The following is a 26,443-nucleotide window of genomic DNA, read 5'->3' as shown; positions in this document are numbered from 1 at the left end:
ATTTTAGATATTAAAAATTTCAGCTAAAAAGAGGCCAGACAAAGCGGCGCTGCTGATACATTATTATGAATAAGCATTAACAACAAGCCTACAGAGTAAAACTTCACCGGGAATGCGTTAAGCACACAGATAAATACGATTAATAACCAAGGCAACAGTTTCCCCGGCAAAGCCCGGCCCCTAACGTTTGCCCTTAAACCAGCGGCGAAATTTATCACGGCGTAAAAACAACAGTGCCAACATTAAAACCAGATAAATTCCCGGCTCAATAATTTCAGATTTCACCGACCAGTAAAAATGTATACCCGCCAGCACTACCGCAAGGTAGGTATAGTTGTGCAGTTTCTGCCAGCTTTTGCCCATACGGCGTTTAACCTTGTCAAAAGAAGTCAGCGCCAGTAACAGCAAAATCACAAAGGCTGCCATACCCACAGTCATATAGGGACGTTTAACGATTTCACCGACAAACAGGGCGAGATCAAACTGTACTTCAAAAAACAGAAAATTAAGCAAGTGCAGCAAGGCATAGGCAAAGGCATATAAACCCAATAAGCGCCTGGTCTTCATTAAAAATGCCTGGCGGCTAAATTTCGACAGCGGGGAAACCAATAGAGTGATCAACAATAAATTTAACGCCCCGATGCCGGTAAAGTGGATCACCGCTTCTACCGGATCCGCGGTTAATTGATCGCTCAGCGCCAGATAATACAGATTCACCAAGGGCAGCAGCGCCCCCAGATGGATCAGCACCTTCAGCCAAAAGACTTTTGTTGTTAACACCTTATTTAACCTTATCTTAAAAGGGCTATCAAATGCCGTCCCGGCTTTTACCTTGCTCACCATTAATAAAATTTCCTCAAATCCATGCCTTTATACAAGTCGGCCACTTCCTCGCCATAACCGTTAAACATCAGGGTCTCGATACGGTTTCTGGCCAGCAGGCCTCCTGTGGTAATGCGTCTTTCGCTGGCCTGGCTCCACCTGGGGTGGGCAACCCCGGGATTGACATTGGCGTAAAAACCATATTCATGCGGCGCCAGCAAGTTCCAGGTGGTCGGTGGCTCTTTTTCCAGCAACTTGATGCCAACGATAGATTTAATGCTCTTAAAACCATATTTCCAGGGCACCACCAAACGAATCGGCGCACCGTTTTGCGGCGGCAGGGTCTTGCCGTAAAGACCGACACTCATCAGGGTAAGCGGGTTCATCGCCTCATCGATACGTAAACCTTCCACATAAGGATAAGCTATGCCGCCCCCCAAACGCCGGCTGCTTTGCCCCGGCATCTGCTCCGGGTCATGCAGGGTTTCAAAAGCGACATATTTGGCCCGGGAATTGGGCTGTGCCATTTTCAACAATTTCGCCAGGGGAAAGCCGACCCAGGGGATCACCATAGACCAGGCCTCAACACAACGTAACCTGTAGATACGTTCTTCCAGGGCAAAGGTGGAAAATAACCTGTCATAATCCAGGGTTACCGGCTTATCAACTTCCCCCGATATCTTTAACTGCCAGGGATTGACCTTAAACCCCTGGGCAAGCTCTGCCGGCTGGTGTTTCTGCGCGCCAAATTCATAAAAATTATTATGGCTGATCACCTTACCTTCGGGTGTCAGCTTCTCGGGAAAGTTTTCAGCTCCCGCCTGACCCGAATAACTTAGCGCTTTGCGGGTAAATACCGGCTTTTCTTCTTCCTTAAAAAGATCAAAAACACTGCCATGGGCTTTTGATGACAATGCAGAAGAAAGCAGGGTACCTGCGCCGATAAAGCCCATGCCCTTAAGCAACTGTCTTCTTTGCAGATAAACACTTTCCTGTGTTACCTGGTTCTCTGATAACTCTGACTTTTTCGGTATTTTTATCAACATATTCTCGTCCCGCTAAAATAATTTTGCACTAAGGCTGCTTTTCCTGTCCTGATAAAGCTATAGATAGACCTGATATTGATAATATTTCATCTGTGATACTTTTGTTAACTTTACCCGCCATTAATCACAAATAGCCGAAAAAAGCGTCAACACCCGGCAAAAATACAGAACGGGCTGACAAAAACAGCAGCAAGCTAAGATCAAGTTAAAGATGAATTTAAGAAAAAGAAAATTCAGAGGGGGATAAAGAAAAAGCTAACAGGCTGCTACAAGCAGCTGTCAGCTTTTGGCAATATCAGGGGGACTAGCTGGCAATTTTTTCCAGGTAAGTGACAATTTCTTTGGACTCATATAACCAGTGTACGGAATCATCTTTATTGACGATACGCAAACAGGGCACGGTACGCTTACCGCCTTCACTGATCAGTTCCTGCTTATAGTCTTCATTGCGGTTAATATTGCGCAGCTCAACCGGCAGGCCGTTACGCTTCATGGCGCGGCGAACTTTGACGCAAAAAGGGCATGCCGGCAGTTGGTACAAACTCATGTTGGCAATACGCTGATTGATTTCCTGCTGCTCGGCGGCGGCTCTTTTCGGACCACGGGGCGTAAAAATAAAATCAAAAAACAGGATTATCCGGCCCAGAAGCCAACGAATAATAAACATAACACTCACTTTTAACGACTTAAAAACGGCGCGAGTTTAACATATTTTTTAACGGCGGCAAAAAACGTTTAAATGTTAACCTGAAAAATTTTTGATATTCCAGATGACAAACATGGCAGGTAAAAATTACAGCACTAAGAAAAAAAACCTGATGCGTTTATTTTTATTGCACTGATAAATGACGTTTCTCTTCAGCTATTACCACGGGTGCCTTAGACAGCGGCACCTTGATCGCATCCCGGGCGATATCAACAATGGGGTTGCCTTTAACTTCTTCCTGCTCATTGACCCAGTCATGATATTTCTGGTTGAGTTTCCGCAATTTTAACGTTGCCGAAATGCTCAGCGGCGAGGTTGCCCAGTCCGGTATATCAAATTCAAAGTTAACGATATCGGTACTGCCGGACGGAATCACATTGAGGTAACTGCGCCCGACGATATCAAATAAATCATGGCGCCATACCTCTTTGCCAAACCTGTCTATCGCCACTTCCTTGTATACCGTGGCCAAAGGTTCAATTTCACCGTTGGCGAGCAAATCTCCCCGGCTGTAAACCAGCTGCCCGGCGCCATCATAAATATCAAGATCTATCCAGGCCTCCTTTAAAGCAATCGCTCCGCCGGGGAAATTATGCCCGACTCCCCGGTTGTTCACCAACAGGGTAATGTTAGCCTGCTCCCCCCGGTAAAAAGCCACCGGGGAATTTTCTCCTGTGCCTTGCCCTGAGCTGGCATAAGAAAAACTTTGCCGGGAAAATCTGTCTTTTGGCGGCACTATCACCAGGTTAACCTTATCCTGCTGGAGAAAATCCACCGTCAGCTGATAAAGCTCTTCATTACCAAACTGGCGCGCCAGCATGACATTGGCGCCGACAAAGTAATGGGAACTGATTTTTCCTTCGCTGTCGGCGGCCATATCCTGCCCGGCAACTTTCTGCATATGGCAGTCCTGGCATTGCTTATTTTCCGGATGGGTAAAGCGCGCATCTTTGCCCTGGTTAAACTTGCTGGCGGCCCAGGCCTGATATTCATCCTGCATTTTGACCCAGCCCCAGTTGTTCATGGACTTATCCATAAACTGACTATGGCAGGAGCCGCAATATTGGGAGGTTTTTTGCACGCTCGGCAACAGCTCTTGTTTATGCAGCGCCGGCCTGAGTTTAATCAGCTGCTCGTTAACAAAAGACAACACCGGATTGCTGCTATGCTCAAACAAATAATCGCTGCGCGGACTGAAATAATAGCTGGCCACCCCTTCGGCGCCGGTGATTGAACGAATGCCGTGGCAGGACATACACCCCACCCCTTCAACGTTGGCGACAGTACCCGGCACGCCGGCATGCTGGCCGCCGGCGGTGAGCTGGCCAGTTAATAACGCCACCGGTGCATGACACCCTTCACAATAACGGGTGGCGCTGGTGCCCCGGGATTTTTGCAGCAGGTTAATGTTTCTGACATAGGTAGGATCATCGGCAGCATGGCGGTGCGCAGATGCCAGCCACTGCTCACCCGAAGCCTGATGACAACCGATACATTCCCTAGAGCCGGCAATATCCCGTTTGCGAATAAATTCATTATTTTTCGTTTGCGCCAGGCTGGGGGCAAAAGGGCTGGCGCCGTAATTATATTGATAGTCTTCTATATAGACCCCCTCAACCGGCACCTTGGTAATATTATCCAGCATCAACACCAACAGGGCCGCTACCGTTGTCAGGGTAAGGGTTTTAAAAACAGTACTGTTAATGGCCGGGGTAAGAGTGACAAACCTCGACGGTGCCACCAGCTTTCTTCGCTCGGGGAAAGTGAAATAATGAAACAACACATGGCCAAACAGCAAAAATACCGTTACCAACGACAGCCATAGATGGGCGTCTTTCAGCCAGATAAGTCGCTCCGGCACACCGGAAAAAACCAGTAAGTAACCGCTTACCACCAGAGAAAACATCACCAGGGATAAGATCAATCCAATGGTCAAAATCACCGGGCGGCGAAAAGCTAATGTCCGCCGAAAATGACTCAGGATATAAAAGCAAAAAACCAAAGAAAAAAGAACCCCCGCGACGGCATGGATCAGCGAGAATAGTTGTTCGAGAAAAGGAGCTAAGGGGAAAAGTAGCCAGTTGACAAAACCTGTGATCGACAACACCACAAACAGGCCACTAAACCAATGAAGGCGTTTAGCTTCCAGCTGTTGTTGCTTCCCTTCGATATCAAGGCCCATTAACTCAAGATATAACATGCCCCTAACATAATCAAGGATATGACAGTTTAAATCTCACCTGACAAAAATGAACTCAAAGGAACTACAGAACAATAACTTAACCGCTATTTGTTCGCAGAACAATCAGCTAAGATGACCGGCAGGCCTGGCTCTATTCGGCTGCGCCGGCAAAAAGCAACAGCCGGATAGCTTAGCCAACTTACCACATAAGATCATCGGGGATCTGGTAATCGGCATAAGGATCATCTTCTTGTGGCGTGTCCTCTTCAACCTGATCATTTTTCACCAATACCACATTGGCATCTAAAGCCGCCACTTTATCTGCTGTTTCACTGGTCACCAGATAGGTTACTTCATTTAAACCGCACAAGGCCAAACGACCATTTACCAGGGCATTATAGGTAGTTTCATCAAGCGGTAGTTTTTTGATTTTAGTCCCGAAGGTATAGTTATAAACATGCTCGCCGTCGATACCTTTAAGCTGGTGATGCTCTAATACCTGTAAAATGCGTTGCTGCTGCTCTTTTTCCGCCAAAGCCTGTTTCTTTTGCTCATTTAAAGCATTATCTTTGGCAAGTTTTTCTGCTTTGCTTTTTTCCAAATCCTGACGCACCTGCTCCTGCAAGCTCGCTTCATGATTCACGCCGCTGCGTTTTTGTTTATTCTTCTTACGTTTATCTGTATTTGCCTGACGCGCTTTCTGCTTAGTCGTCAGTCCTGCTTTGAGTAATTGATCTTGTAATGACGCCATAATCCTGCCCGTCGATAAATAAATTTTGCCATATTTTAGCAGTTTAAAACTGCCAGAGTAAACCGGCTCAAACACCTGCGTCAAAGGATTTTCTGGAAATAAAGCAAGCAAGAACCAGCCGGGTTAAAATCCTTAACCCGGGTTATTTTCCCGGCTCGCCAACAACTGTTGCAGTTGCTGCGGCGTATCCAGGTCGATAAAGGCCCGGGGTAAATCCAGCACATTGAGCCGGTGGTGATATTTCTGCAGTACCGGCTTGGCTCCCTGCTCCCCGGTTAATGCCAGCAATTCGGGAAAGTAACACTTAGGAAAAATAACCGGCGGCCCTTTTTTTACTTCGGCTTCGCTGCCTTTAGCATCTGTCCCGGCACTTGCACCCGCAAGCACTATAGCTTCAGGATGTTTTTGCCAGCTTTGCTGTAACAGTTGCAGCTCGGCCGATGCCAGCTGCCATTGATCAACCAGCAGTATCATGGCCGCATCAATATCATCGGGCAGAGCCGCCACCCCGGCAGCAATAGAAGACGACATGCCCTGCTGCCAGTTTTCATTGTTCACCTGACAGACCGGCAAGCCGGTAAGCTGTTTCGCCATCAGCGGGGCCTGGCAGCCAAGTACACAAAAGACCTGTTCGGTCAGTGTGAGCGCATGGCGGCATTGCCTGACAATCAAAGGCTCTCCAACAAGTTCCACCAGCTGCTTGGGTTGCCCCAAACGGGTAGAGCCGCCGGCAGCCAGGACGATAACCGCCAGTTTGCCGGTTTTGCCGGTAGTTTGATGCACGGCCTGATCCATATCCGGTTATTTCCCTTGGCTTTGACTAAGCTCTTTACCAACATAGGTCCAAGCCCGGTAGTGCTTACCGGCATAACGTAAACTCATTTGCTGCTGGATTTGTGCGGTGATCGACAGGGCAATGGCCTGGGGACTGCGCCCGCCAAGATCTAAGCCCACGGGACCAAAGACCTGGCCTTTCACATCCGACGGCGTCAATTCCAGCGGTTTTAATAATTTATCCCGCCTGCCGCCGGGACCGAGCAAACCGATATAAGGGGTATTGGCCGCCAGCAAATGCGCCAGGTATTCGCCGTCGGATGTCAGGTTATGGGTCATCACTACGGCGGCATCAAATACCCGGTAGTCTTCTGTGGCGGTTTTCACCGGCCGGGTCAGGCGTGTCGCTGCCGCCCGGCTAAAAGCGTCCTGGTTAAGATAGTTTTCCCGATGATCCCATACCGTTACCTGCCAGCCCAGCTCCAGCGCCATATTGACCACGGGCGCGGCATCGGGCCCGGCGCCGCACACCAGCAGCGAAACCGGGGCAAGCACAGGAATGACTATGATTTTTGCTGCATCGCCGCCCGCCTGGTTAGCCAATTCCGGCACCTGTGACGGCACCTGCTGCAAGTCCCCCGAAATATACTGTCCCTGCGCCGCCTGGTTATCATTCACTTGGATCCAGTAATGCCCGGTTTTTTGCTGCCCGATATCATTTAGCAAGTCGGCAAAGCCCAAATGATTATTTTCCAGCAGCAGCGGCTGGAGTAAAATATCGATTTCACCGTCACAGCCCAGCCCTAAGCCCCACAATAATTCGGCATCCGCCAGCAGGTCATAATTAAGCAGGCGGGATTTTTTCTCAGCCAGTACTTCCCCGGCATGCAAACTGATATCGGCTTCCAGGCAACCGCCGCTAAGCAGGCCGGTACAAACCCCGGCCTCGTCTATCAGCATCATAGTGCCCATTTTCCGGTAGGTAGAGCCCCGGGTGGCGACTATGGTGGCTAAGACATATTGCTTGTGCGCATCAAAGGTTTTGGCAAGTTGTAACCAGTTTTCCTGCATCAGTTTTTCTCCTGAGGGTTTTCGCTATTCTCTTCGGCATGGCTTTCGGTATTACTTTCAGTATTAGTACGCGCCAACAGCTGAGGGATGATTTCTTTTAAGGCCGTCCAGGGCAATAAGGCACATTGTTTACGCACCGGGTATTGGCTGACGGCCATTAACGCCTCAGCTTCTTGAGGGAAAACCTGCTGTCCATCCAGCCCAGCCAGGATATCCATCATTTGCTCATCTGCCTGTTTGGCGGTAGCACCCGGCAACTGCTGGCATAAAATAGAAGCCGATGCCCGGCAGATGGCGCAGCTGTCGCCGCTAAAGGCAACCGCCTTAATGGTATCATCGGCGTAGGCAAGCTGCAGCGTGATTTCATCGCCGCAGGCGGCATTGCTGCCCCGTGCCTGATGGCTGAAACTGATGGCCTCATTAAAGCCCACCGGATTTTTATGATGTTGTAATAACGCCTGCTGATAGAGCATGGCCTGTTTCTTATCCGTTACCACGTTTTACCTTATTAAAGCCTTATTAAATAGCCTTAGTGAATGCATTTAACTGTTGAAAGTCATCTTGCTCTGCTCCCCAACGCTAATCGGCGGCCAGCAGCTGATAAGTATGTTTTAAACTTGCCACCAAACGGTCTATATCTTCACGTCCGTTATAAAGCCCGAGCGAAACCCGGACACTGGATTTAAGCCCCAGGTAGTGATGCAGAGGCTGGGCACAATGATGACCGGCGCGCACGGCAATATCATCCCCGTCTAACATACCGGCGACATCATGGCTGTGTACCCCCTGGCATTGAAAGCTGCACAACCAGGCGCCGGAAGCACCCGGTATTAGCGGTTTGATAAAGGGTAAATCCCCTAATTGCTGATGTAAGTAAACACTCAGCTCATCCATATAGGCGACCAGCGCTGGCCAGCCTATGCCCCGGATATAATCTATGGCTGCAACCAGGCCGCAAATGGCAGCAACATTATGGGAGCCGGGCTCAAACTTCATCGGCCCGTCGATAAAGCGAGTTTCGGTCAAAGTGACCTGCTCGACTATGCCGCCGCCAAGGGTATCCGGCTCCATCACCTCAATACAATCCGCCCGGGCAAACAATACGCCGCAGCCGGCAGGACCATAGAGTTTATGGCCGGAAAATGCGTAAAAATCACAATCCAGGTGTTTAACATCCACCGGACCATGGCTCACCGCCTGCGCGCCGTCAATCAGCACAGGAATAGATTGTTGCCTGGCCAGACGGCACACCTGTTCAACCGGGTTAAGGCCGCCCAGCACATTGGAGATATGGGAAATCGCAATAAAGCAGGTATTATCATCAAGTAAAGCGGCAAGCTCAGCAACATCGAGCAACCCCTGCGGGGTCAGTGAAGCCACCCTTAACTCAGCGCCGGTTTGCTGGCATAAACGCTGCCAGGGCAATAAATTGGCATGATGTTCGGCGCAGCTGATCACAATATTTTTATCCGCTGACAACCTGGGGCGGACAAAACTGTTTGCCACCAGGTTAATCGCCTCTGTAGTGCCAAAAGTAAAAACCAGCTCATCGGCGTCCGCACCGATAAATTCAGCCACAGAGACTCTGGCCTGTTCCACCCGTTCAGTAGCGCTGGCGCTTAACCGGTACAGGCCTTTATGGCTGTTGGCATGGGAAAAGCTTTGATATTGGTACATGGCCTCGGCCACCACTTTGGGGGTTAAACAGGTAGCGGCGCTGTCCAGATAACAAAGCTCGGTGTTATCCGGGTGTGAGAAAACAGCAAAGTCAGATTTAAAGGGGCTTTGGTCGTACATCAAAATCGTTATTTAGCAAGAGAATACCTTACGCTAACAGCCGATTAGGCCATAAGCAAAGGAACAATTGTAACTATTCTCAACAAAAAATGCCCGCAAAGCCGGGCAAAGACAATTAGCGGCAAGTGGCAGGGGCGGCATCACAACTAAAACTGTCGCCGATAAAATCGCCGCCGGCTTCATAAACGTTTGCCAGGGTGTGATATTCCGCCAAAGGTCTGGGCCTGGCAATACCATACCCCTGGACAAAATCGACCCCGATTTCATTAAGCAGGGACATTGCCTGCTCGCACTGGACAAACTCGGCGATGGTATACATATCCAGGGTTTTCGCCAAAGAGTTGATCGCCTTGACTATCGCCAGATCGGACTGATTATTGAGGACATCCTGGACATAACTGCCGTCGATCTTGATATATTTTGCCGGCAGGTTCTTTAAATAACTGAAAGTGGAAAAGCCTTTGCCAAAATCATCCAGGGCAATGGCAAAACCGGCAAAACGCAACTTCTCCACCATAGTCGTCGCCTTAGACATATTGGCAATGGCGGCGGTTTCGGTAATTTCAAAACAGACGGCAGCGGAAGGAAAAGGCAAATCCTGATGCAGGGTTAAAATATGATCGATCAAGGCAGTATTGGTGACGGACTCGCCGGAAAGATTAATGGAAATCACGATTTCCCCCCATAACTCAGGGTGCTGGCTTAACCAGGAAAACGCCTTATTAACTACCCAGGCATCAACTTTGTCGGTCAGGCGAAAACGCTCTACCGCAGGTAAAAACACACTCGGGCTCAAATATTGATTGTCACTTTTAAGGCGCAATAATATTTCAAGATGCTGCTTGGTATTAGCCTGGGTATTTAACGCCTTGATAGGCTGAAAGAAAAGTTCAAACTCATCATTTTCCAACGCCTGATGGATACGCGCCGCCCAACGCGGCTCCTGCTGGTGAATAACCAGGCTTTCATCGTTATCATCAAAGAGCTGGCATCTGTTTATGCCTTTGTTCTTCGCCATAAAACAGGCGGCATCCGCCTGGCGTTTTATTTCCACCAGAGGTGGGGAGGTATGGTTGATCAAAGTGCCGCCGATACTGGCCCCCACTTCAAACACCTGGCCATGGAAACTAAAAGGCAGCTGCTTAAAAGCGCTGTTAAGTTTTTCCATTACCGTCAAAGTACTTTCTTTGGTGGTGCCGAGTAACAGGATAGAAAATTCATCGCCGCCGATACGGGCGCAAATATCACTTTGGCGTACCGCAGATTTCAGCAGCTGGCCGACTTCCCGCAGCAACTGATCACCGGCGGCATGGCCGGCATTGTCATTGATCAGCTTAAACCTGTCCATATCAAGCTGCAGCAAGGCATGTTGCTGTTTGTTTTCCTGAGCATCATGCCAGGCATCCATCAGTTTTTGTTCGAACTTATAACGGTTAAACAGCTTAGTAACACTGTCATAATTGGCCTGATAGCGCAACCGGGCGCGCAGCTGTTCGGCGCGGGTCACATCCCTTAACACGATAACGGTACCGGTTAATTCGCCGTTATCATCAAAAATGCCGCTGACATCCTGCTCTATGCTTAAGGTTTGTTTTCCCGGTTTCAGCGTATAAGTATTTTTATAGACCCGATCCGCTGACTTGTCTGAGCTGATATTTTCCAGAATATCTTTAAAACCGTCCCGGGTATCTTCCCCGGCCTTATTGGACATCAGCTCGGCAAAACAATGTTTTTTAAGTTCATCAAAATCGCAGGAAAAGAACTTAAGTCCCGCCTGGTTGGCATCTGAAATATAGCCGTTTTTATCGGTACGGATCACTACGTCGCTGATGGCATTTAGGGTATTGTTATGGGTCTCTACTTTCAGCAGCAGGGTGGCAATAATCTTGTTCACGGCAAGATAAATACGCTGCAGGGGAGAAAAGTTAAAAACCGTTTCTTTTACCGGTTTTAACGACAATTTTTCAACCAGTGCTGTTATTAACCTGTCGGTTTCGACATTGATTGCCCGACGCGCAGAAAACAGCAAGCCGCCCACTAATAAAAAGGGGAGCAGCAAAGGCCAGATCTCGCCATAGTTTACCCAGGCAAAAATCAAAGCGCCGGCGAAAAAAACCGCAGCTAATAATTTGAATAGTAAAGAATACTTACTTTTGATGATAAACAGCAACATTATCATTAAATACTAAGGCTAAAAAATAAGCGAAAGATGATAACAGATTTACCAGTTGCCAGCCAGCGAATCCATTTTATATCTCGCATATCTTATGCCAAAACCGGGATTGACTACCAGCTCTCGCAACAAAATTTCCTGTAGCTGTGGCAAGTTTTAAGGTAATCTGCCTTTAATCACTAAATCAAGTATTTGCTGACACCGGACATGAAAAAATATAAAAATATCCTCCTGGGCTGCACCCTGGTGCTCTTCTTTGTATTCGCCACCGCCTTTACCTGGTTATACAGCCAGATAAACAGCGCCCTGCCGATGCTCGACGGCAAGGCCGATATCTTCGGTTTATCCGGCACCACAGTGATAGAGAGAGACGAGAACGGCATTGCCACCATCAAAGGCGAACAGCGCAATGATGTTGCCGTTGCCTTAGGTTTTGTCCATGCCCAGGAGCGTTTTTTCCAGATGGATTTATTACGGCGCAACTCCGCCGGTGAGTTGTCCAGTTTATTCGGTCCCGCGGCCCTGAAACACGATAAAAAGATCCGCCGTCACAGGTTCAGGGAAAGGGCGAGAGAAATCATCAAACACCTGCCGCCGCCGCAACTCAACTTGCTAAAAGCATACACCCGGGGCGTCAACCAGGGACTGGAGTTGCTCAAAGCCGCCCCGTTCGAATACCTGCTGTTGCAGCAAGAGCCGGTCTTTTGGCAGGAAGAAGACACTGTACTGACCATCTTCAGCATGTATGTCGATTTGCAGTTTGAATACGGCGAACGCGAGCTGACCCTGGGCATGATAAAAAACACCCTGGGGAATGACATCTATCAGTTTTTAAACCCCAAAGGCAGCCGCTGGGATGCCGCCATAGATAACAGCCGTTACCCGGAATCGGCAATACCAACTCAAGGCTGGCAGGCAAACAGCACGGCAACGCACAGCGGTCAAGCTCAGGCAAACAACTCGCTTTACCGGGATCAGGCCTTGCCCGGCTCCAATAACTGGGCGGTTTCCGGCAAACTCAGTGAAAACGGCAGCGCGATACTTGCCAATGATATGCACCTCAACCTCAGGGTGCCCAATACCTGGTATCGCGCCTCCCTTGAATACCGCAACCACGAAAACCAGGCGGTCAAGGTAACCGGGGTCAGCCTGCCCGGCGCGCCGAGCATTATCGCCGGCAGCAATGGCGATATTGCCTGGGGTTTCACCAACAGTTACGGCGACTGGAGCGACGTTATTCTGTTAGAAACCAATGAAGACAACAGCCAGTACCTGACGCCGGACGGTTATCTGCCCTTTACCACCCATAAGCAGGTGATCGCGGTAAAAGATCAACAGTCGGTGGAAATCTCGGTCAGGGATACCATCTGGGGACCGGTGATCGGTGAAAACTATCAGGGCCAAATGATCGCCTACCGCTGGGTCGCCCACGACCTTAATGCCGTCAATCTCAACCTGACCGAGCTGGAACAGGCAAAAAATACCGACCAGGCCTTTGCCATCGCGGCAACTTCCGGGATACCGGCGCAAAACATGGTAGTGGCAGACAAAGCAGGCAATATCGGCTGGACCATAATGGGACCGATCCCGGTTAAACACGGCGATATCGGCGATGTGCCCGCCAACTGGGCCACAGGAGAAAACTCCTGGTCAGGTTATCTCCCGCCGGATTTATACCCTAAGATTAAAAACCCTGAAAGCAACCGCCTGTGGACCGCCAACTCCCGCGTAGTCGGCGGAGAGATGCTGGATAAAATCGGCAACGGCGGTTATGCCCTCGGCGCCCGCGCCAGCCAGATACGGGATAATTTACGGGAAAAAAGTCGCTTTAACGAACAGGACCTGCTGGATATCGCCTTAGATCACCGGGCAAAATTCCTTGACCGCTGGCAAGATTTTTTACTCAACCGGGTACTCACCCCCGCGACCCTGGCAAAACACAGCCAATGGCAGCAAGTGAAAACCCTGCTGGATAATAAGGTATTAAAGGCCACAACCGATTCTGTCGCCTACCGCCTGGTGCGCAATTTCCGCCTCAATGTCAAAAACCAGCTATTTGAAGGTATTAATAACCAGCTGGCAGCCGCCGATAACGGCAAGGCTTATGATACTTATGTTATCCGCCATCAGCTGGAAATCCCTTTATGGCAGTTGATCACTAAGCAGCCCTTAGCCTATTTGCCGCCGTCAACATCAAGCTGGCAAGGCCTGTTTGAACAGGCCCTGGCAAAAACCGTCGAGGACATGACAGCAGATCAGGCATTGGAGGACGCCACCTGGGGTCAACAAAATACCGCACAAATACGCCATCCCCTGAGCCGGGCCGTGCCTGCTATCGGCTACTTCCTTGACATGCCGGCCACCGAACTGGCGGGCGATAAATACATGCCCCACGTGCAAAACAATACCTTTGGCGCTTCCGAGCGCATGGTGGTAGCCCCGGGATTTGAACACCAGGGAATTTTGCATATGCCCACCAGCCAGTCGGGACACCCCTGGAGCCCGTATTATGGCAAAGGCCACGACGACTGGGTCAAAGGCAAGGTTTCACCGTTTTTGCCCGGAAAAACCAAGTACATTTTGACCTTGTCTAACTATTAACCAGGGTATTAGCCGAACGATTAGCAGCCAAAGGACAAAAATGAATAAAAATAGATCTAAGGAAACTGTTGACACTCTTGCCCTCGCCCCGATAGAGTAAGGGCATGAATACTATGAACAGCAACATCCTCTTTAGCTTCTTTTTTACTCTGCCTGGTCGGAGGGGTTAACGTCGCAAAGAAGAAGTAAAGACGATGAAAACCTCCTCTACGGGAGGTTTTTTTTTGCCAAAATATTTTACAAACCGGATAAACGAGGATACGGGTGTGAGCGAAGAAGAGTTAGACTTAAACAAGATAAGAGAAAAAATAACGGTACTGGATCAAAAGCTGCTCGAATTGTTTGCCCAGCGCCGAGCTTTAACCCTGAACGTTGCCAAAAGCAAGGCCCACCAAATTCGCCCGGTCAGGGATCAGCAAAGAGAGCAGGAGTTGCTGGTTCGCCTGATCACCCAAGGCAAAGCACTTGGCCTCGATGCCCATTATGTCACCAGTATTTTCCAGACCATCATCGAAGACTCGGTATTAAACCAGCAGGCGTACCTGCAGCAGCTGGCCAATCCCAATATCCAGGTGCCGACGGTCAGCGTTGCCTTCCTCGGCGACAAAGGCTCATACAGCTACCTTGCCAGCCACAAGTATTTCTCCCGCCGGGCAGAAAAGATTATCGAAACCGGCTGCCAGAGCTTTAGCGAGATCATGCAGCTGGTGGAAGCCGGCCATGTCGATTACGGCATGCTGCCGATAGAAAATACCAGCTCCGGCAGTATCAATGAAGTTTACGATATCCTCCAGCACACCAATTTATCCATAGTGGGAGAAATCACCCGGCCGATTGAACATTGCCTGTTAACCTCAGTCAATACCAGTTTGGATAAGATCAAAACCATCTATGCCCACGGCCAGCCGTTTAGCCAGTGCAGCAATTTCCTGGACAAACAGCAAGGGATCCGCATCGAATACTGCGAGAGCACCGCAGATGCCATGGCCAGGGTTTATGAATTGCAGGATGAAACCGTTGCCGTGATCGGCAGCGAAGAAGGCGGCCAGCTCTATAAATTACATGCCCTGGAAAAAGGTATTGCCAACCAGGCTGAAAACCACACCCGCTTTATTTTGGTATCGCGCAAGCCGGTAGATGTCGCCGAGCAAATCCCGGCAAAAACCACTTTAATCTTAGCCACGGGGCAAAACCCCGGCGCCCTGGTGGAGTGCTTGCTGGTACTGAAAAATAACGGCATTAACATGTGCAAGCTCGAATCCCGGCCAATTCAGGGACGCCCGTGGGAAGAAATGTTTTACCTGGATGTCGAAGCCAATTTAAAGAGCCTGACATTGCAAGATACTATCAGCCAGTTAACCGTGCTCACCAACTTTATCAAGGTGCTGGGCTGCTATCCCATTGAACATATCAGCCCGACGAAAGTGCCGAGCAGTGCCCTTTTAGACAACTAACATCCCACATTAAGGGGGAACATCTGCTCCCCCAGTCTCCTTTGCCCGCCTGCCCGGAGCTTTATCCTTAACCGGGAAGCCAGTTGCCCGCCGCCGGGTAAAAGAGCACCCGGATATCACAGTAAAAAACGGCAAAAGATGCCGATAAAGGGCAACAGCTAACTTGCCCAACAGCCAATCATACAAAGAAAAACTAACCTATCCGCCTGACAGGGCACAAACACTCAGCTTGCAAAGCAACGCCGTTATATTTTTAACTTTTGTGTGCCGAACTGGCACTGTGTTTGCCCCAAGCATAAGACAAACTCAGCGGTTAGCAACCGGCTGTTCACCCCACTTTTTTAAGCGAGCGAATATGAACGTTTACAATGCATTTTCATCGGCGGCCAGTGCAGCATCAACAAGCTTATCCAGCACCTTCTCCAGTGTCGGCAGCGGCGCATATAACGCATTTTCAAGTGCGGGAAGTGGCGCCTATAACGCCTTTTCAAGTGCCGGGAGTGGCGCCTATAGCGCCTTTTCTTCGGTTTCCGGCAATGTCAGCGGCGCCGTCAGCGGTGCAACCAGCATGGTCAGCGGAGGATATCAATTTGCCAAAAATGCCCTGCCCCTCTACGGGCTGGCCTCTGGCGCACACGATGTCTATCAGGGCGTAAAAGGCATACATACCCATATGCAGCCAGATGGCAGCTGGGGCGGCTTGGGTGAAGGGGTGCTGAGAACCGCCGGCGGATTAGGGCAAATAGGCATGACTGCCGGTATTGGCGGCACTTTAGGCACCACCGCCGTGGTGGCACACGCGGGGCTGTCTTTATACAAGGGATTAACCCGCCCCGATAACCCGCACCAAACCACGGGAGAAAGACAATTAAAACGGGTCGAGCATGCCTCAACCGCGTTACAAATCGGCGCAACCCTTAGCGGCCATCCCAATTTAGCCACCGGCGCTAAACTGGCCAGAAACGTGAGCAATAAAGTGAACCTGGGAAGAAAAATTACCACGCCGGTCGCACAAGTCACCAACCGGATAAATCAAGGGCTGTAGCAGATAAAACGAATAACCAGAGGCACCAGCTAAAATAAAAAATAGCAAAAAATGAAATAAAAAATCAGCTGCAAGGTCTTTTAGCAACAAATTCCGTGTTCAAGAGTTAACCGTGCAAGCAAAATATAACAACTTAGTCTTAATATTAGTCGCCCTTTCTGCCGCCCTTTTGGGGTTAAGTATGTTACTGATGGGGCCCCATAAACACATTACGCTGGCAACCGATTTTTATTCTGCCAGTGAGCTGCTGCCCGCCTCTGTTTTCAATGCCATGGCGGCTTTAGCTTTTATTGCCAGTGCTATCCTGGCATTGCTGTCGATACAGACCCCCTCTTTGAAGCCGCTATTAGGTTATCTGTTGGTAACGATCAGCCTGGTGCCGCTTGTTTCCCTGTTTGCCGAAACTCGTTGGATTGCCTCTATGGGCGGCTTCCCGGTAATAGGCTCGGGCCAGGGGGTGATCAAATATTTTGCCCTGCTCTCGATTGCCATATTATTCATCAAGCCGCAATTACCCCATAAACAGGCAATATGGCTCAACATAGCGCCGGTGATGTTAGTGTTATTGTGGATAGGCGGCATGAAATTCACCGCCATTGAAGCCAAAGGCATAGAAGACCTGGTACTAAGCTCGCCTTTGATGTCCTGGATGTATCAGCTTTGGGATGTGCAAACCACTTCCAACCTCATAGGTGTCTATGACCTGGTTGCCGTGGTGTTACTTATCGCCGCCATTTATTACCACAAGCTGGTATTGCCCGCCATTGTCATGTCCGGCATGGTCTTTGTGGTGACACAAACTTTTTTAATTTCCTTTGATGCTTCAATATCGGCAGATACCCTGCTAACCAGCACAGGACATTTCCTGATCAAAGATTTATGGTTTATCGCCAACCTGATATTGTTTTACTTACTGTTAAAACAACAAAGCCCGGAGAAAAAGACGGCTTAACCAGCCCGGGAGTAGTTTGTGCCAATGCAGGAAAAAGACTTAGCAGGGCAAGTTGTTCTTGTCCTGTTAAACTCGGCCAATAAGTGCTAAGCACACAGGTATTTCTTTATCAGCCGCACCTTAGCCAGGTGCTCCGGCTATATTCGCTGGCACACTTACTGACTCAGCTGTTCCAGCTTTCATCAAACTGGGCGGTATAATTTTCAATATAACCGCATTTCAAACACATATAAGTGATGATCGGCACACCAGATCCCGGGTCGAAAATAACCTCTCCCGCTTCTTTTTTCAGGGAGGTGATAGCCGAGAAACCGTCATTTTTGATCATGACCTCATCCGGATGGTTGATACAGTAGCAATTATCGTCTTTCTTCGGCACGCTATCACCCCGGGCTGTTTTTAGCCCAAATACTGTCGAAAATTATTTACATCTGGTGATAATAATAAGAGTTGGCAGTTTTCGGGAACATACTATTTTTGTATTGTTTTGTAATCTTTTGAAAAGACATCGCGACCCTGTTACCGGTACCTCATTGATGGTGAACCGGAGCAGACATTGTATTAGCCTGACATGTTAAACGCTTATAGCTTATTGATCTCTTTTTGTACGTTATAACCTTCATCGGTCACGATTTTTTCAAGCACCTGCACCCGCTCTTCCAGGGCTGAAACCTGCTGCTTCAGCAACTGATTTTGTTTGTCGCTATCCTGGTTATAATTCAAGGTTTTTTCTTTAAATTCCAGATGCTTCTTATACATGTCGTAAAGTACGCCAAAGCCCACCGAAATCAATACGATCAACACCACCATGCTGGTACCGCTCATCCGACTGCCTCCACAAGACTATTGATAAAAAAAGTATATCCGCTTTGTTACCTTATACCAAAGGCCGTTCAGATCAAGCCCCGGGATATTTAAGCCCCGGAACGGGAAAAGTTTACCGATAAATGACGAACTGCCGGGTCGGCTTTTACCCGCCATAAAAACACACGAAAAAAAATAAGCATTATTTTCAATAACATGACTAGAAGGTATAGGCTGGCATCGGTGTTGCTGTTGATAGAGACTCGCATCACCTGGAACTGCATTATGAGCAACTGGAAAGCCCGTTATGATACCCATAAAGCCGATGTCGATACCATTATGGGGCGCGAACTCGGCTGGTGGGGAAGAAAAAAAGCAGCAAAAGATCCCAATAATCTTACCGCGCAACGCAAAGCAGCAATTTTAAAGGCTGAGGCGGCAAGCAGCTTATACCAGCCGCAAAATATTATCGGCACCACCTCGGCAATCGGGCAAAAGCCGACTGTCTATTACCGCAGCAACAGCGGCACCTTTGGCCACATTACCCAGGAGCATAAAATTCCCGAGAACGTCGGCAGGGAAAAACCGGGTAAACATCCGTTATATACCGCAGCGAACACAGGTAAAGGCGGGACTTTAGAAGAAAAGATCGGCAGCAAGGTGATTCATACTTCCCGCAACCAGTTTCAGCCTTTTGACCCTATGGCTTCCAATGCCAGCGAGATTTTGACGGCGCACATGAAAAACCCGGCGCTGAAACAAGTCTCAAACCCCGATATCCATAAAAAAGTGCTCAAGCGTCTTAAAAAGGGTTATTACGGCTAACCGGCGGCAACATTTTTGGCTGCCTGAGCAAACGACAGCTCAGGTAAGCCAAGCTTAGAGGAGATCACATTTGTTTATCAATACGCACCAGGCCGTTGGCCAGATACACCATACGTACTTCATTGCCTGCTGAAAAAGTCATGCGGCTGTCATAATCCTGCACCACCATATACTCCTTGTTGTCTTCGGTGCGGATCATCAACTCCACCAGCTGTAAGGTGCGGCTGCTGTATTCAGGGTTATTTTCACTGGCAACGCTACCGCCCAGCAAGGCTCCTAAAATAGTGGCGGCGGTGCGTCCGCTGCCGCTGCCAAACTGGTTACCGATCACGCCGCCGATGAGGGCACCGCCAAAAACTTTCCAGCCGTGGTTTTGATCTTGTATCAGCTCCTGCTCGCTGATGTCCCTGACCGACAATACCTGGCCGAACAGCACCTTCTCAACCGGCACCGCTTTATTGCGCTCGTATTGCGCCTGAGCGCCCGCAACCAGAGTGAAGAATAAGGTAAAACACAGTAAAAATTTTTTCATAGTCACCTCCTGATGATATGGCAGGGCCGGGATAAAGCCCCCCTGCCCTGATATTCAGCTATTACCAGGCTTTACCAGCCTACAGTTGCTACGGTGCGGGTTTTACGGATTTCGGTTTCATCCGCCCACTCAACGATACCGCTTTGCAGATCCATCAAACGTATGGTGAACTTGTAATAGACATCGGAAGCATCTTCGGTATTTTTCACTATGCTGGACAGGTTGCCGTAAAGCATATATTTCGCTCCCAGGTGCTGGCCGAACTGAATGGCTTTACCCGGATCTACCAGGCCGTCATTTTGCTGGAAGTTAATTTGTTTACGCACCGCTTCCACCCGGGTCATATCGACAAAACGGAATTTACCCGATCTCAGCAGCTTAGTAGAGATGGAGTCGGTAATGGACTCGGTATCTATATGTTCGCTGGTTTTATTTTTGATGCGCTCGACAAAAACCACCGGGCGGTTATTGGCGGTCAGGGTGCCGACCACGGGAGATAATAACAGGGAATCTGTCATTTCATCCGCCACCTTTTGCAGGTCGGTGGAGCCAAAGTTAATGTCAGTGGTTTCAACCGCCCGGGCATCACCGTAGCTGATAACGCTTTTCGAGGAACAGCCGCCGGCCAATAATGCCGCCAGGGACAAAGATAATATAGGTAATAAATGCTTCATATTCTTAACCTTGTTTAATCTAGTAATACAAATGTAAATTGAATAACTTTTAAGTTTCTGTTTTGCCAACACTTGGCTGCTATAAATTAACCGTTTGATAATTCATAAAATTATCTATTTTCGTCAGGTTCACTAAGGTGGTACGGTTGGCTTTAACCTCAAGTTCTATCTGGGTTTTCCTGCCGTCAACCACCAGTTCAAGTTGTTGTTTACCCGCCGGCAATTGGGTTTTTACCAACTGACTGTTTTTCGGCAAAGTCACCCAACTGCGGGTATCGGCTTTTTCCGACACCAGGTTATAGAGATTCGCCAGGATATTACCGACATCATCCCCTTTACGCTCAAGGGTAGAGCGGAATTTTTCCTTGGCAATTAATCTTGATAGCTGCCGCACAATTAAACCGGGCAACTGCTCCTGCAACTGTTTCGCCGCAAGCCCCTGCAAACGCACCAGCTCCATGCTGTCCAGGGTACGGTTATCGACCTTGAGTTGCAGCCCCCGGGAGAGGCCGGGGCTTTTTTCATATACCGGCAAGGCCAGGTTATAAAAGCGCAGATCATCGTCAGAGGTAGACACAGGTAAATGTAAAGCCAGCTCTTTCTTTTCATTAATCAGCCCCTGCTCGTAGATCACCACGACCTGGCCGTCTGATGCTTTATGCTTTTGCTGCCAGGTACCGTATTTCTGCTCGAAAGTCGCTAAATCGTCCTGCATGCCCAAACGGCTGGCCAGGCGCAACACATCCTGCTGAAGAAAGCGGTTATCGGGGGAGATTTCCAGCGCCCGCTTATAATCGATATAGGCATCATTCTCCTGCCCAGCCGCTTCATACAAAAGGCCCGACAAATAAAAGGTATAGGCATTTTGAAAGCCGTTTTTCACCTCGCCGATAACCTTTTCCATACCCGCATAAGCCTGGTTGATTCTGTGCCAGTCGGGATTAACCTCGTCATCATCGCCGCCGGATGCCAGTGCCTGCTCGGCATCCAATAATTCTTTTCTGTGCTGTTTCAAGGCTTTTTCCTGCACCTGGTTCGCCCGGCGAATTTCCACCAAGGCTCCTTCAAGATCATGCTGATAGAGGTAATTCATCGCCTGGTAGCTGTGCATCATGGTTTGTTCATAAGCCGGCAACTGGTAGGCAATAACATTGTCATTACCGACAACCGCCCCCAGCTGCTGCAAACCTCTGCTGGCCCGGTACTTTGCCTTGCCTGAGTCCAGCTCCACCTGGCGGTAAACGGCATCAAAAGCCACCTTGCTGTTTTGCCAGTCATTAGCCAGATAACTTAACCGCCCCTGCTCTAGCTGATATAAAACATCATCAACGGCATTTCGCCCCCCCAGGGCTTTGTTTGCCCGCATCACATCCCCCTGCGACAAAGACAGGCGCACCGGTTTCATTTGCTCGGCATAACCGACAAAAAAGTCTTTAAATCTGACGCTGGTACAGGCACTTAGGCTGAAAAACAAAAATACACAAACCAGCAACTGCTTTTTATTTTTAACCATTAACTTCTCGGCAATAAAATCATCAACAACACAAGGAAAAACGTCTAAAACAGGGAGAATACCGGCAAGACAGGATGCGTATCTTAGCAAATAACAGGGTGAGAAAGGGTCAAGACATGTCTACAAAATGTAATTAATTGTAAGATGGGGATTAGAGAGTTAATCTGTTTGGGTTCAAGTTCCACCTGACAGTGTTATCGCTAAGTCTCAATATCTCCTAATAGTCTGAATAGTGCTCCAAGCGGGATAAAACCATCTACAAAGACTTAATACTTCTTAAAGTTTGATTGAAAATACGGGCTACATTAAATTGCCGTATTTCCACCACAAAGACGGGGAAATACCGTATTTCAACGGATAACTAAAAAACACTAATCTATAACTTATTGATGGTACAATAATAAAAAAGTAAAATTGAAATATTCAATAATAACTTAGTCGGGAATATTTCTGACAGAAATACGGGTTTTTCCCGGCTAATAAGCTGTTATTCGGCCACCGCTAATTCATGTTAAATGTATTGTGAATAGCGGTATTTCCTAATCTGGTTTGGCGCGTGTTTCCAGTTGGTTTTCGCCAGAGCGGTTAGGTGTTCCCGCTAATAGACTTTCCCCGTTCTTTTTCAAAAGTACTAAAGGTGTTAAAGTCATTAGCTTGTTCTGGCTGTAGTGCCAGGCTCAAAATTCACGGCTTGGTGTGTAGCGGTGGTTAGTGTCTTTGGCACCTTCCGTTAACGCCTCAAGCTATTTTTATCGTTGCCAGGTCTGTGGTTACAGCTGTCAACCAATAACAAACAAAACCAGCGGACGCTAAAAAGCGCGCCGCCGTTTCGAGCGTTAGTGTTACTTACTATTTGGAGTAGCTATTGGAAAAAGTTTTAAAACTGATAAAGGATGATAATGCTATATGGACAAGCAGAGGCCATGGATTAATACCGTGTCCTTTTGATATTAGTCCTGCTGAATATATAAAGTATGCGGAAGAAGACGCTCAAGAGTCTACGACAAGAGGGTGTGTTAACGCATTTTCAAATGCCAAACGCGCAATGGATGCTCAGATTGATCTACTTTTAATAGCTTTTGTATTAGACAAGTTGGCTACAAGAAAAAATTGGAACATACCTAAGAAACTAGACACATTGAATAAACTTGGGATTGTTGCCCCTCGAATTCTTGCCAAATTTAATAAATTTAGAAACTTAGTTGAACATGACTTTGTAAAACCTGAGCATGACAAAGTTGAAGACTTTATTGATGTTGTTTTGCTTTTCATTGAGAGTACAAAATTACACTTAGTCGATTTTCTTGAGGATGCACAAATAGCAGTTGAAGGTAAATTTGATTATTGGCTTGATGTAAAAATTAACAGAAATGATGAGATAGTTCATATTAATTATAATCAGGTAAACATTGAGTTAAAGCCAACAGATGAATATTACATTGAATTTATGAAACATTACGTTTCTGTCGCATATAGGCATGGGTAGCACTAACAAGTGCCACCACTCAGAAAAATCAGCCGCTACGCGCCTAATTTTCTGGTGTGGCAAGCGTTAGTCGGCCACCACTAGTCAAGCTTAATTGTTGTAAAATAGCGGTGTTCATGAATTAGGTTTGGTGGTTATGTCTTAATTCAAAATTCACGGTTTGGTGTGTAGTGATGGTGGGTGCAAGCAGCATCTTCCGTTTATCCCCCAAACTATTAAATAAACCGTTAGTGTGGTGCAAATAACTAGCAGCCACTAACAAGTAAAATCACCCGAAAAAATACAGCTGGCCGTTCCGTCCAGCCGCATTTTTCAGGTGTTTTAAGCGTTATTCGGCCACCGCTAATTCATGTTAAATGTATTGTGAATAGCGGTATTTCCTAATCTGGTTTGGCGCGTGTTTCCAGTTGGTTTTCGCCAGAGCGGTTAGGTGTTCCCGCTAATAGACTTTCCCCGTTCTTTTTCAAAAGTACTAAAGGTGTTAAAGTCATTAGCTTGTTCTGGCTGTAGTGCCAGGCTCAAAATTCACGGCTTGGTGTGTAGCGGTGGTTAGTGTCTTTGGCACCTTCCGTTAACGCCTCAAGCTATTTTTATCGTTGCCAGGTCTGTGGTTACAGCTGTCAACCAATAACAAACAAAACCAGCGGACGCTAAAAAGCGCGCCGCCGTTTCGAGCGTTAGTCGGCCACCACTAGTCAAGCTTAATTGTTGTAAAATAGCGGTGTTTGTGAATTAGGTTTGGTGGTTATGTCTTAATTCAAAATTCACGGTTTGGAGTGTAGTGGTGGTGGGTGCAGATAGCGTCTTCCATTTATCCCTCAAACCATTTTATAAATCGTTGGTGTGGTGCAAATACCCAGCATCCACTAACAAGGCAAAACGCCGGATGCAGCAAGCTGCCCCGGTGTTTGCAGCGTTATATGCCTAAAATACTATGGAGTTTTATATCTACATCATCTCGTTGCTAGCAATACATTTTATTTTCAGTGTTGTTGTTGCTTTTAAAATTTACAATAATTTGATGCTCTCCCGTTTAGAGAAATTAAAGTTGTTGTTATTAACTTTATCAGTACCGATTATCGGGCCTATTATCAGCTTTACAATTAGCAGAGGAAGCCAGTTTGGCTCACCGTCGAGAAGTAGTGAATTCTATGGTAACTCATCTGGTTCATATGACGGCGGAGAGTAGCTGCATATAACAAGCAAAATCACTCGGAGCAATTTTCCGTTGCTCCGCAACTACAAATTGCCCAGTGTTTAGGGCGTTATGTTTATCGATGGCCGAAGGAACAATTGTGACTAAAAATGCTAAGCGCATAATTTCTATTCTTATTTCATTTTCGTTATTCGCATTTGCAATTGACCGATATATCTTTGTTCAAATTAGTGAACACTACTTCCCTGAATCGCATAATGAGTACTGGATTTTGTATCCCATTACTTTATCTGTAATTGCTGTTTATTTTATCGTTTGTGCTTTTAAAGGTAAGTTCATATTATGGGAAAAGAGTGCAAAATAAACATAACAAGCGCATGTTACGGAAAAATTTCCACTGCGCTCCAATTTTCCGCAAATGCGGGCGTTAAGTTTCAAGGGGGACAATCTGCTGTCTACTAAATCATTAACATTACTTCTTCTTTTTATTTTAGGTTATGGGGCGGCGAGTTTTCAATTCAGTAGAGCCGCTCTTGAAACAGAAATAAATAACTATCATAAAGAGATTTTAATAGCTTCAAGGCTGTTGGAGGAATACTCTAATAATTGTGCGACTAATAAGCAAAGTAACTTTTCTCCTTATGTTGAGCATGCAACTATTAAATATGAGCTTCTACTTAAAAAGTCAGAAAAGTTTCCATATTTTATGAGTGGTGATTTCATTCTAGATCATGAAGAATCAGCTTTTGAGTTTAATGAAAAAAGAGAATTAACACATAAAGCCATATCACTGTGCAAAGAAACTTAACAAGGCAAAACACTCGGACGCAGCAAGCGGCTCCGGTGTTTGCTGCGTTAAGCGTCCAATAAAGTCAATCTTCGTAAAAGTAGTTATTTAATGAGAAAAATATTAATCATTTTGATCGCGTTGATAGCGGTTTTATTGGCTCTATCTCCGTTAGTTTTCTATTTCTTTAATTTCTCTGGTGATTTTTCAACGTCAAATAGTGATTGGGGAAGCTTCGGTTCATATGTTGGGGGGACTGTTGGCGCGACACTATCTGGATTGAGCTTTATTGTACTCGCAATAACTTTGATCATAACAATAAAACACAATGTCGAAGAGCGTAAAACAACACGTGAATCTCTCGAACTAACGAAAATTAGCTATAAAGAGCAAATAGAACATCAAAGAAAAGAATTTAATTTGCTTCTCATTAATAGTTATATAGATACATTGGATAAGCAACTAACCTCAAAGGTTTACAATGAAGCAAAGTGCGATGATGAAAAAGATTTTTGTGATAAAGTCCTGAAGTGGTTTAAGCATTTCGTCGAAGTTAATCCTGAAAGCAAGGATGTTTTTACTTTGGCATTCTGTGCTTTGAACGAGTTGCATGTTCGATATGACACTGAATGTATAACTCTAGGCTCCATTGAAAAAATAATAATTAGTGAACCAGATGATGAGGTACAGCATCACTTTAGAGCGCAATTAATGGCAAAAATAAATCCAGAATTAGTATTCTGGCTACAAATTTACTTATGTCATTGCTCTGAAGGTTATAAGGATAAAATCATCGCCAATAAGTTATTCCAGCCTACAGTGAGAATACTTGATGCTTTTCCTGAGCATTGTAAAAAACGCAAAGAAGACAAAGACGCTTAACAAGTCAAATCACGAGGACATGGTAAAGCTGTCACCTTTTTTGTTCCAAAAAAAGCCGCCAACTTCACCATGCCGGTGTTTGAGACGTTAGGCTTCATGGTATGAGTATCACAAATAGACACCAAAAGCTCTATGAAGCAGATAGAAAGCGATGGCGAAAAGCTGAAGAGCGTATTAAAGAGCTTTTATTAGCTGACTATGTCTCATCTTCAAATAACACGAAATGGGAAAAAATATTTGATGACTTATCGCAAGTATATAGTGATAAGGTTTCTGTTACTGTAAAACTTATAGAACAAGAAGAGTTTGAATATAAGGACTTTTTCTCTGCTTTATTTGAGAATAGCTACTTGGATGGAATGAATGGTTCTTTTTGATATAGAGATATAGAATGGCTCCTGTTACCGGAA

At 47.1% G+C, this 26,443-nt stretch carries 24 protein-coding genes and 1 other annotated feature; of the genes, 9 read left to right on the top strand and 15 right to left on the bottom strand.

Annotation, left to right across the window (positions count from 1 at the left end; translation table 11 throughout):
* Window positions 1-180 precede the first annotated feature (180 nt).
* The 10 genes from msrQ to SG35_RS06865 form a co-directional block, all read right to left on the bottom strand.
* Window positions 181-780 carry a protein-methionine-sulfoxide reductase heme-binding subunit MsrQ gene (gene msrQ / locus SG35_RS06910; RefSeq protein WP_236702711.1) on the bottom strand — a complete coding sequence of 200 codons (600 nt, stop codon included), beginning with the start codon at window positions 778-780 and terminating at the stop codon, window positions 181-183.
* A gap of 62 nt (window positions 781-842) precedes the next feature.
* Complete coding sequence (msrP, locus tag SG35_RS06905) at window positions 843-1,868, bottom strand: protein-methionine-sulfoxide reductase catalytic subunit MsrP (RefSeq protein WP_044835826.1); 1,026 nt, start codon at window positions 1,866-1,868, stop codon at window positions 843-845.
* Window positions 1,869-2,172: 304 nt separating this feature from the next.
* Window positions 2,173-2,535: a glutaredoxin family protein gene (locus SG35_RS06900; protein ID WP_044835827.1), complete on the bottom strand. Its 363-nt coding sequence runs from the start codon at window positions 2,533-2,535 to the stop codon at window positions 2,173-2,175.
* A gap of 163 nt (window positions 2,536-2,698) precedes the next feature.
* Window positions 2,699-4,774 (bottom strand): multiheme c-type cytochrome, encoded by a 2,076-nt coding sequence (locus SG35_RS06895; protein WP_053043427.1) that lies wholly within the window; start codon window positions 4,772-4,774, stop codon window positions 2,699-2,701.
* Window positions 4,775-4,955: 181 nt separating this feature from the next.
* A complete protein-coding gene (locus SG35_RS06890) occupies window positions 4,956-5,507 on the bottom strand; it encodes a DUF2058 domain-containing protein (RefSeq protein WP_044835848.1) in 552 nt (183 codons plus the stop codon).
* A gap of 132 nt (window positions 5,508-5,639) precedes the next feature.
* Window positions 5,640-6,302, bottom strand: a complete 663-nt coding sequence (locus SG35_RS06885; protein WP_044835828.1) for a nucleotidyltransferase family protein — start codon at window positions 6,300-6,302, stop codon at window positions 5,640-5,642.
* 6 nt (window positions 6,303-6,308) lie between these two features.
* Window positions 6,309-7,352, bottom strand: coding sequence for an XdhC family protein (locus SG35_RS06880; protein WP_044835829.1), 1,044 nt, complete (start codon window positions 7,350-7,352; stop codon window positions 6,309-6,311).
* Entirely contained in the window at window positions 7,352-7,849 is a 498-nt protein-coding gene (gene sufU, locus SG35_RS06875) for a Fe-S cluster assembly sulfur transfer protein SufU (RefSeq protein ID WP_053043428.1), read from the bottom strand. The genes SG35_RS06880 and sufU overlap by 1 nt, the downstream gene beginning before the upstream one ends.
* Window positions 7,850-7,931: 82 nt before the next feature.
* Complete coding sequence (locus tag SG35_RS06870; protein ID WP_044835830.1) at window positions 7,932-9,149, bottom strand: aminotransferase class V-fold PLP-dependent enzyme; 1,218 nt, start codon at window positions 9,147-9,149, stop codon at window positions 7,932-7,934.
* Between the two features lie 115 nt (window positions 9,150-9,264).
* A complete protein-coding gene (locus SG35_RS06865) occupies window positions 9,265-11,322 on the bottom strand; it encodes a sensor domain-containing protein (RefSeq protein WP_160298399.1) in 2,058 nt (685 codons plus the stop codon).
* A 207-nt stretch (window positions 11,323-11,529) separates the two neighbouring features.
* On the opposite strand from SG35_RS06865, the gene SG35_RS06860 reads away from it, so the two are divergent.
* The 4 genes from SG35_RS06860 to SG35_RS06845 all read left to right on the top strand — a co-directional run bounded on the left by SG35_RS06860 (window position 11,530) and on the right by SG35_RS06845 (window position 17,374).
* Complete coding sequence (locus tag SG35_RS06860) at window positions 11,530-13,923, top strand: penicillin acylase family protein (RefSeq protein WP_044835831.1); 2,394 nt, start codon at window positions 11,530-11,532, stop codon at window positions 13,921-13,923.
* Window positions 13,924-14,032: 109 nt separating this feature from the next.
* Window positions 14,033-14,150, top strand: a sequence feature (Phe leader region).
* 39 nt (window positions 14,151-14,189) lie between these two features.
* On the top strand, window positions 14,190-15,377 hold the full coding sequence (gene pheA, locus SG35_RS06855; protein WP_044835851.1) for a prephenate dehydratase: 1,188 nt from the start codon (window positions 14,190-14,192) through the stop codon (window positions 15,375-15,377).
* 355 nt (window positions 15,378-15,732) lie between these two features.
* Window positions 15,733-16,422, top strand: a complete 690-nt coding sequence (locus SG35_RS06850; RefSeq protein ID WP_044835832.1) for a hypothetical protein — start codon at window positions 15,733-15,735, stop codon at window positions 16,420-16,422.
* Window positions 16,423-16,534: 112 nt separating this feature from the next.
* Window positions 16,535-17,374: a DUF417 family protein gene (locus tag SG35_RS06845; RefSeq protein ID WP_044835833.1), complete on the top strand. Its 840-nt coding sequence runs from the start codon at window positions 16,535-16,537 to the stop codon at window positions 17,372-17,374.
* Between the two features lie 163 nt (window positions 17,375-17,537).
* On the opposite strand, the gene SG35_RS06840 is transcribed toward SG35_RS06845, so the two are convergent.
* Entirely contained in the window at window positions 17,538-17,753 is a 216-nt protein-coding gene (locus SG35_RS06840) for a hypothetical protein (RefSeq protein WP_152646821.1), read from the bottom strand.
* A gap of 203 nt (window positions 17,754-17,956) precedes the next feature.
* Window positions 17,957-18,199, bottom strand: coding sequence for a hypothetical protein (locus SG35_RS06835; protein ID WP_044835834.1), 243 nt, complete (start codon window positions 18,197-18,199; stop codon window positions 17,957-17,959).
* A gap of 264 nt (window positions 18,200-18,463) precedes the next feature.
* Here SG35_RS06835 and SG35_RS06830 point away from each other — a divergent pair, with 264 nt between their 5' ends.
* Window positions 18,464-19,003, top strand: a complete 540-nt coding sequence (locus SG35_RS06830) for a hypothetical protein (RefSeq protein ID WP_044835835.1) — start codon at window positions 18,464-18,466, stop codon at window positions 19,001-19,003.
* A 64-nt stretch (window positions 19,004-19,067) separates the two neighbouring features.
* On the opposite strand, the gene SG35_RS06825 is transcribed toward SG35_RS06830, so the two are convergent.
* The 3 genes from SG35_RS06825 to SG35_RS06815 all read right to left on the bottom strand — a co-directional run bounded on the left by SG35_RS06825 (window position 19,068) and on the right by SG35_RS06815 (window position 21,722).
* Complete coding sequence (locus SG35_RS06825) at window positions 19,068-19,535, bottom strand: outer membrane lipoprotein (RefSeq protein WP_044835836.1); 468 nt, start codon at window positions 19,533-19,535, stop codon at window positions 19,068-19,070.
* A gap of 71 nt (window positions 19,536-19,606) precedes the next feature.
* Window positions 19,607-20,209, bottom strand: coding sequence for a penicillin-binding protein activator LpoB (lpoB, locus tag SG35_RS06820; RefSeq protein ID WP_044835837.1), 603 nt, complete (start codon window positions 20,207-20,209; stop codon window positions 19,607-19,609).
* A gap of 79 nt (window positions 20,210-20,288) precedes the next feature.
* Window positions 20,289-21,722: a COG3014 family protein gene (locus tag SG35_RS06815; RefSeq protein ID WP_044835838.1), complete on the bottom strand. Its 1,434-nt coding sequence runs from the start codon at window positions 21,720-21,722 to the stop codon at window positions 20,289-20,291.
* An 865-nt stretch (window positions 21,723-22,587) separates the two neighbouring features.
* On the opposite strand from SG35_RS06815, the gene SG35_RS06810 reads away from it, so the two are divergent.
* The 4 genes from SG35_RS06810 to SG35_RS06795 all read left to right on the top strand — a co-directional run bounded on the left by SG35_RS06810 (window position 22,588) and on the right by SG35_RS06795 (window position 26,410).
* Complete coding sequence (locus SG35_RS06810; RefSeq protein ID WP_053043430.1) at window positions 22,588-23,208, top strand: hypothetical protein; 621 nt, start codon at window positions 22,588-22,590, stop codon at window positions 23,206-23,208.
* A gap of 1,574 nt (window positions 23,209-24,782) precedes the next feature.
* Entirely contained in the window at window positions 24,783-25,172 is a 390-nt protein-coding gene (locus SG35_RS06805) for a hypothetical protein (protein ID WP_044836356.1), read from the top strand.
* A 90-nt stretch (window positions 25,173-25,262) separates the two neighbouring features.
* Window positions 25,263-26,033, top strand: a complete 771-nt coding sequence (locus SG35_RS06800) for a hypothetical protein (protein ID WP_044836355.1) — start codon at window positions 25,263-25,265, stop codon at window positions 26,031-26,033.
* Between the two features lie 101 nt (window positions 26,034-26,134).
* Window positions 26,135-26,410 carry a DUF6678 family protein gene (locus tag SG35_RS06795; protein WP_044836354.1) on the top strand — a complete coding sequence of 92 codons (276 nt, stop codon included), beginning with the start codon at window positions 26,135-26,137 and terminating at the stop codon, window positions 26,408-26,410.
* Window positions 26,411-26,443: the final 33 nt, after the last annotated feature.

The organism is Thalassomonas actiniarum, assembly GCF_000948975.2.
In the GTDB taxonomy this organism is placed as follows: domain Bacteria; phylum Pseudomonadota; class Gammaproteobacteria; order Enterobacterales; family Alteromonadaceae; genus Thalassomonas; species Thalassomonas actiniarum.
This window is presented reverse-complemented; position numbering and strand designations above follow the sequence as displayed.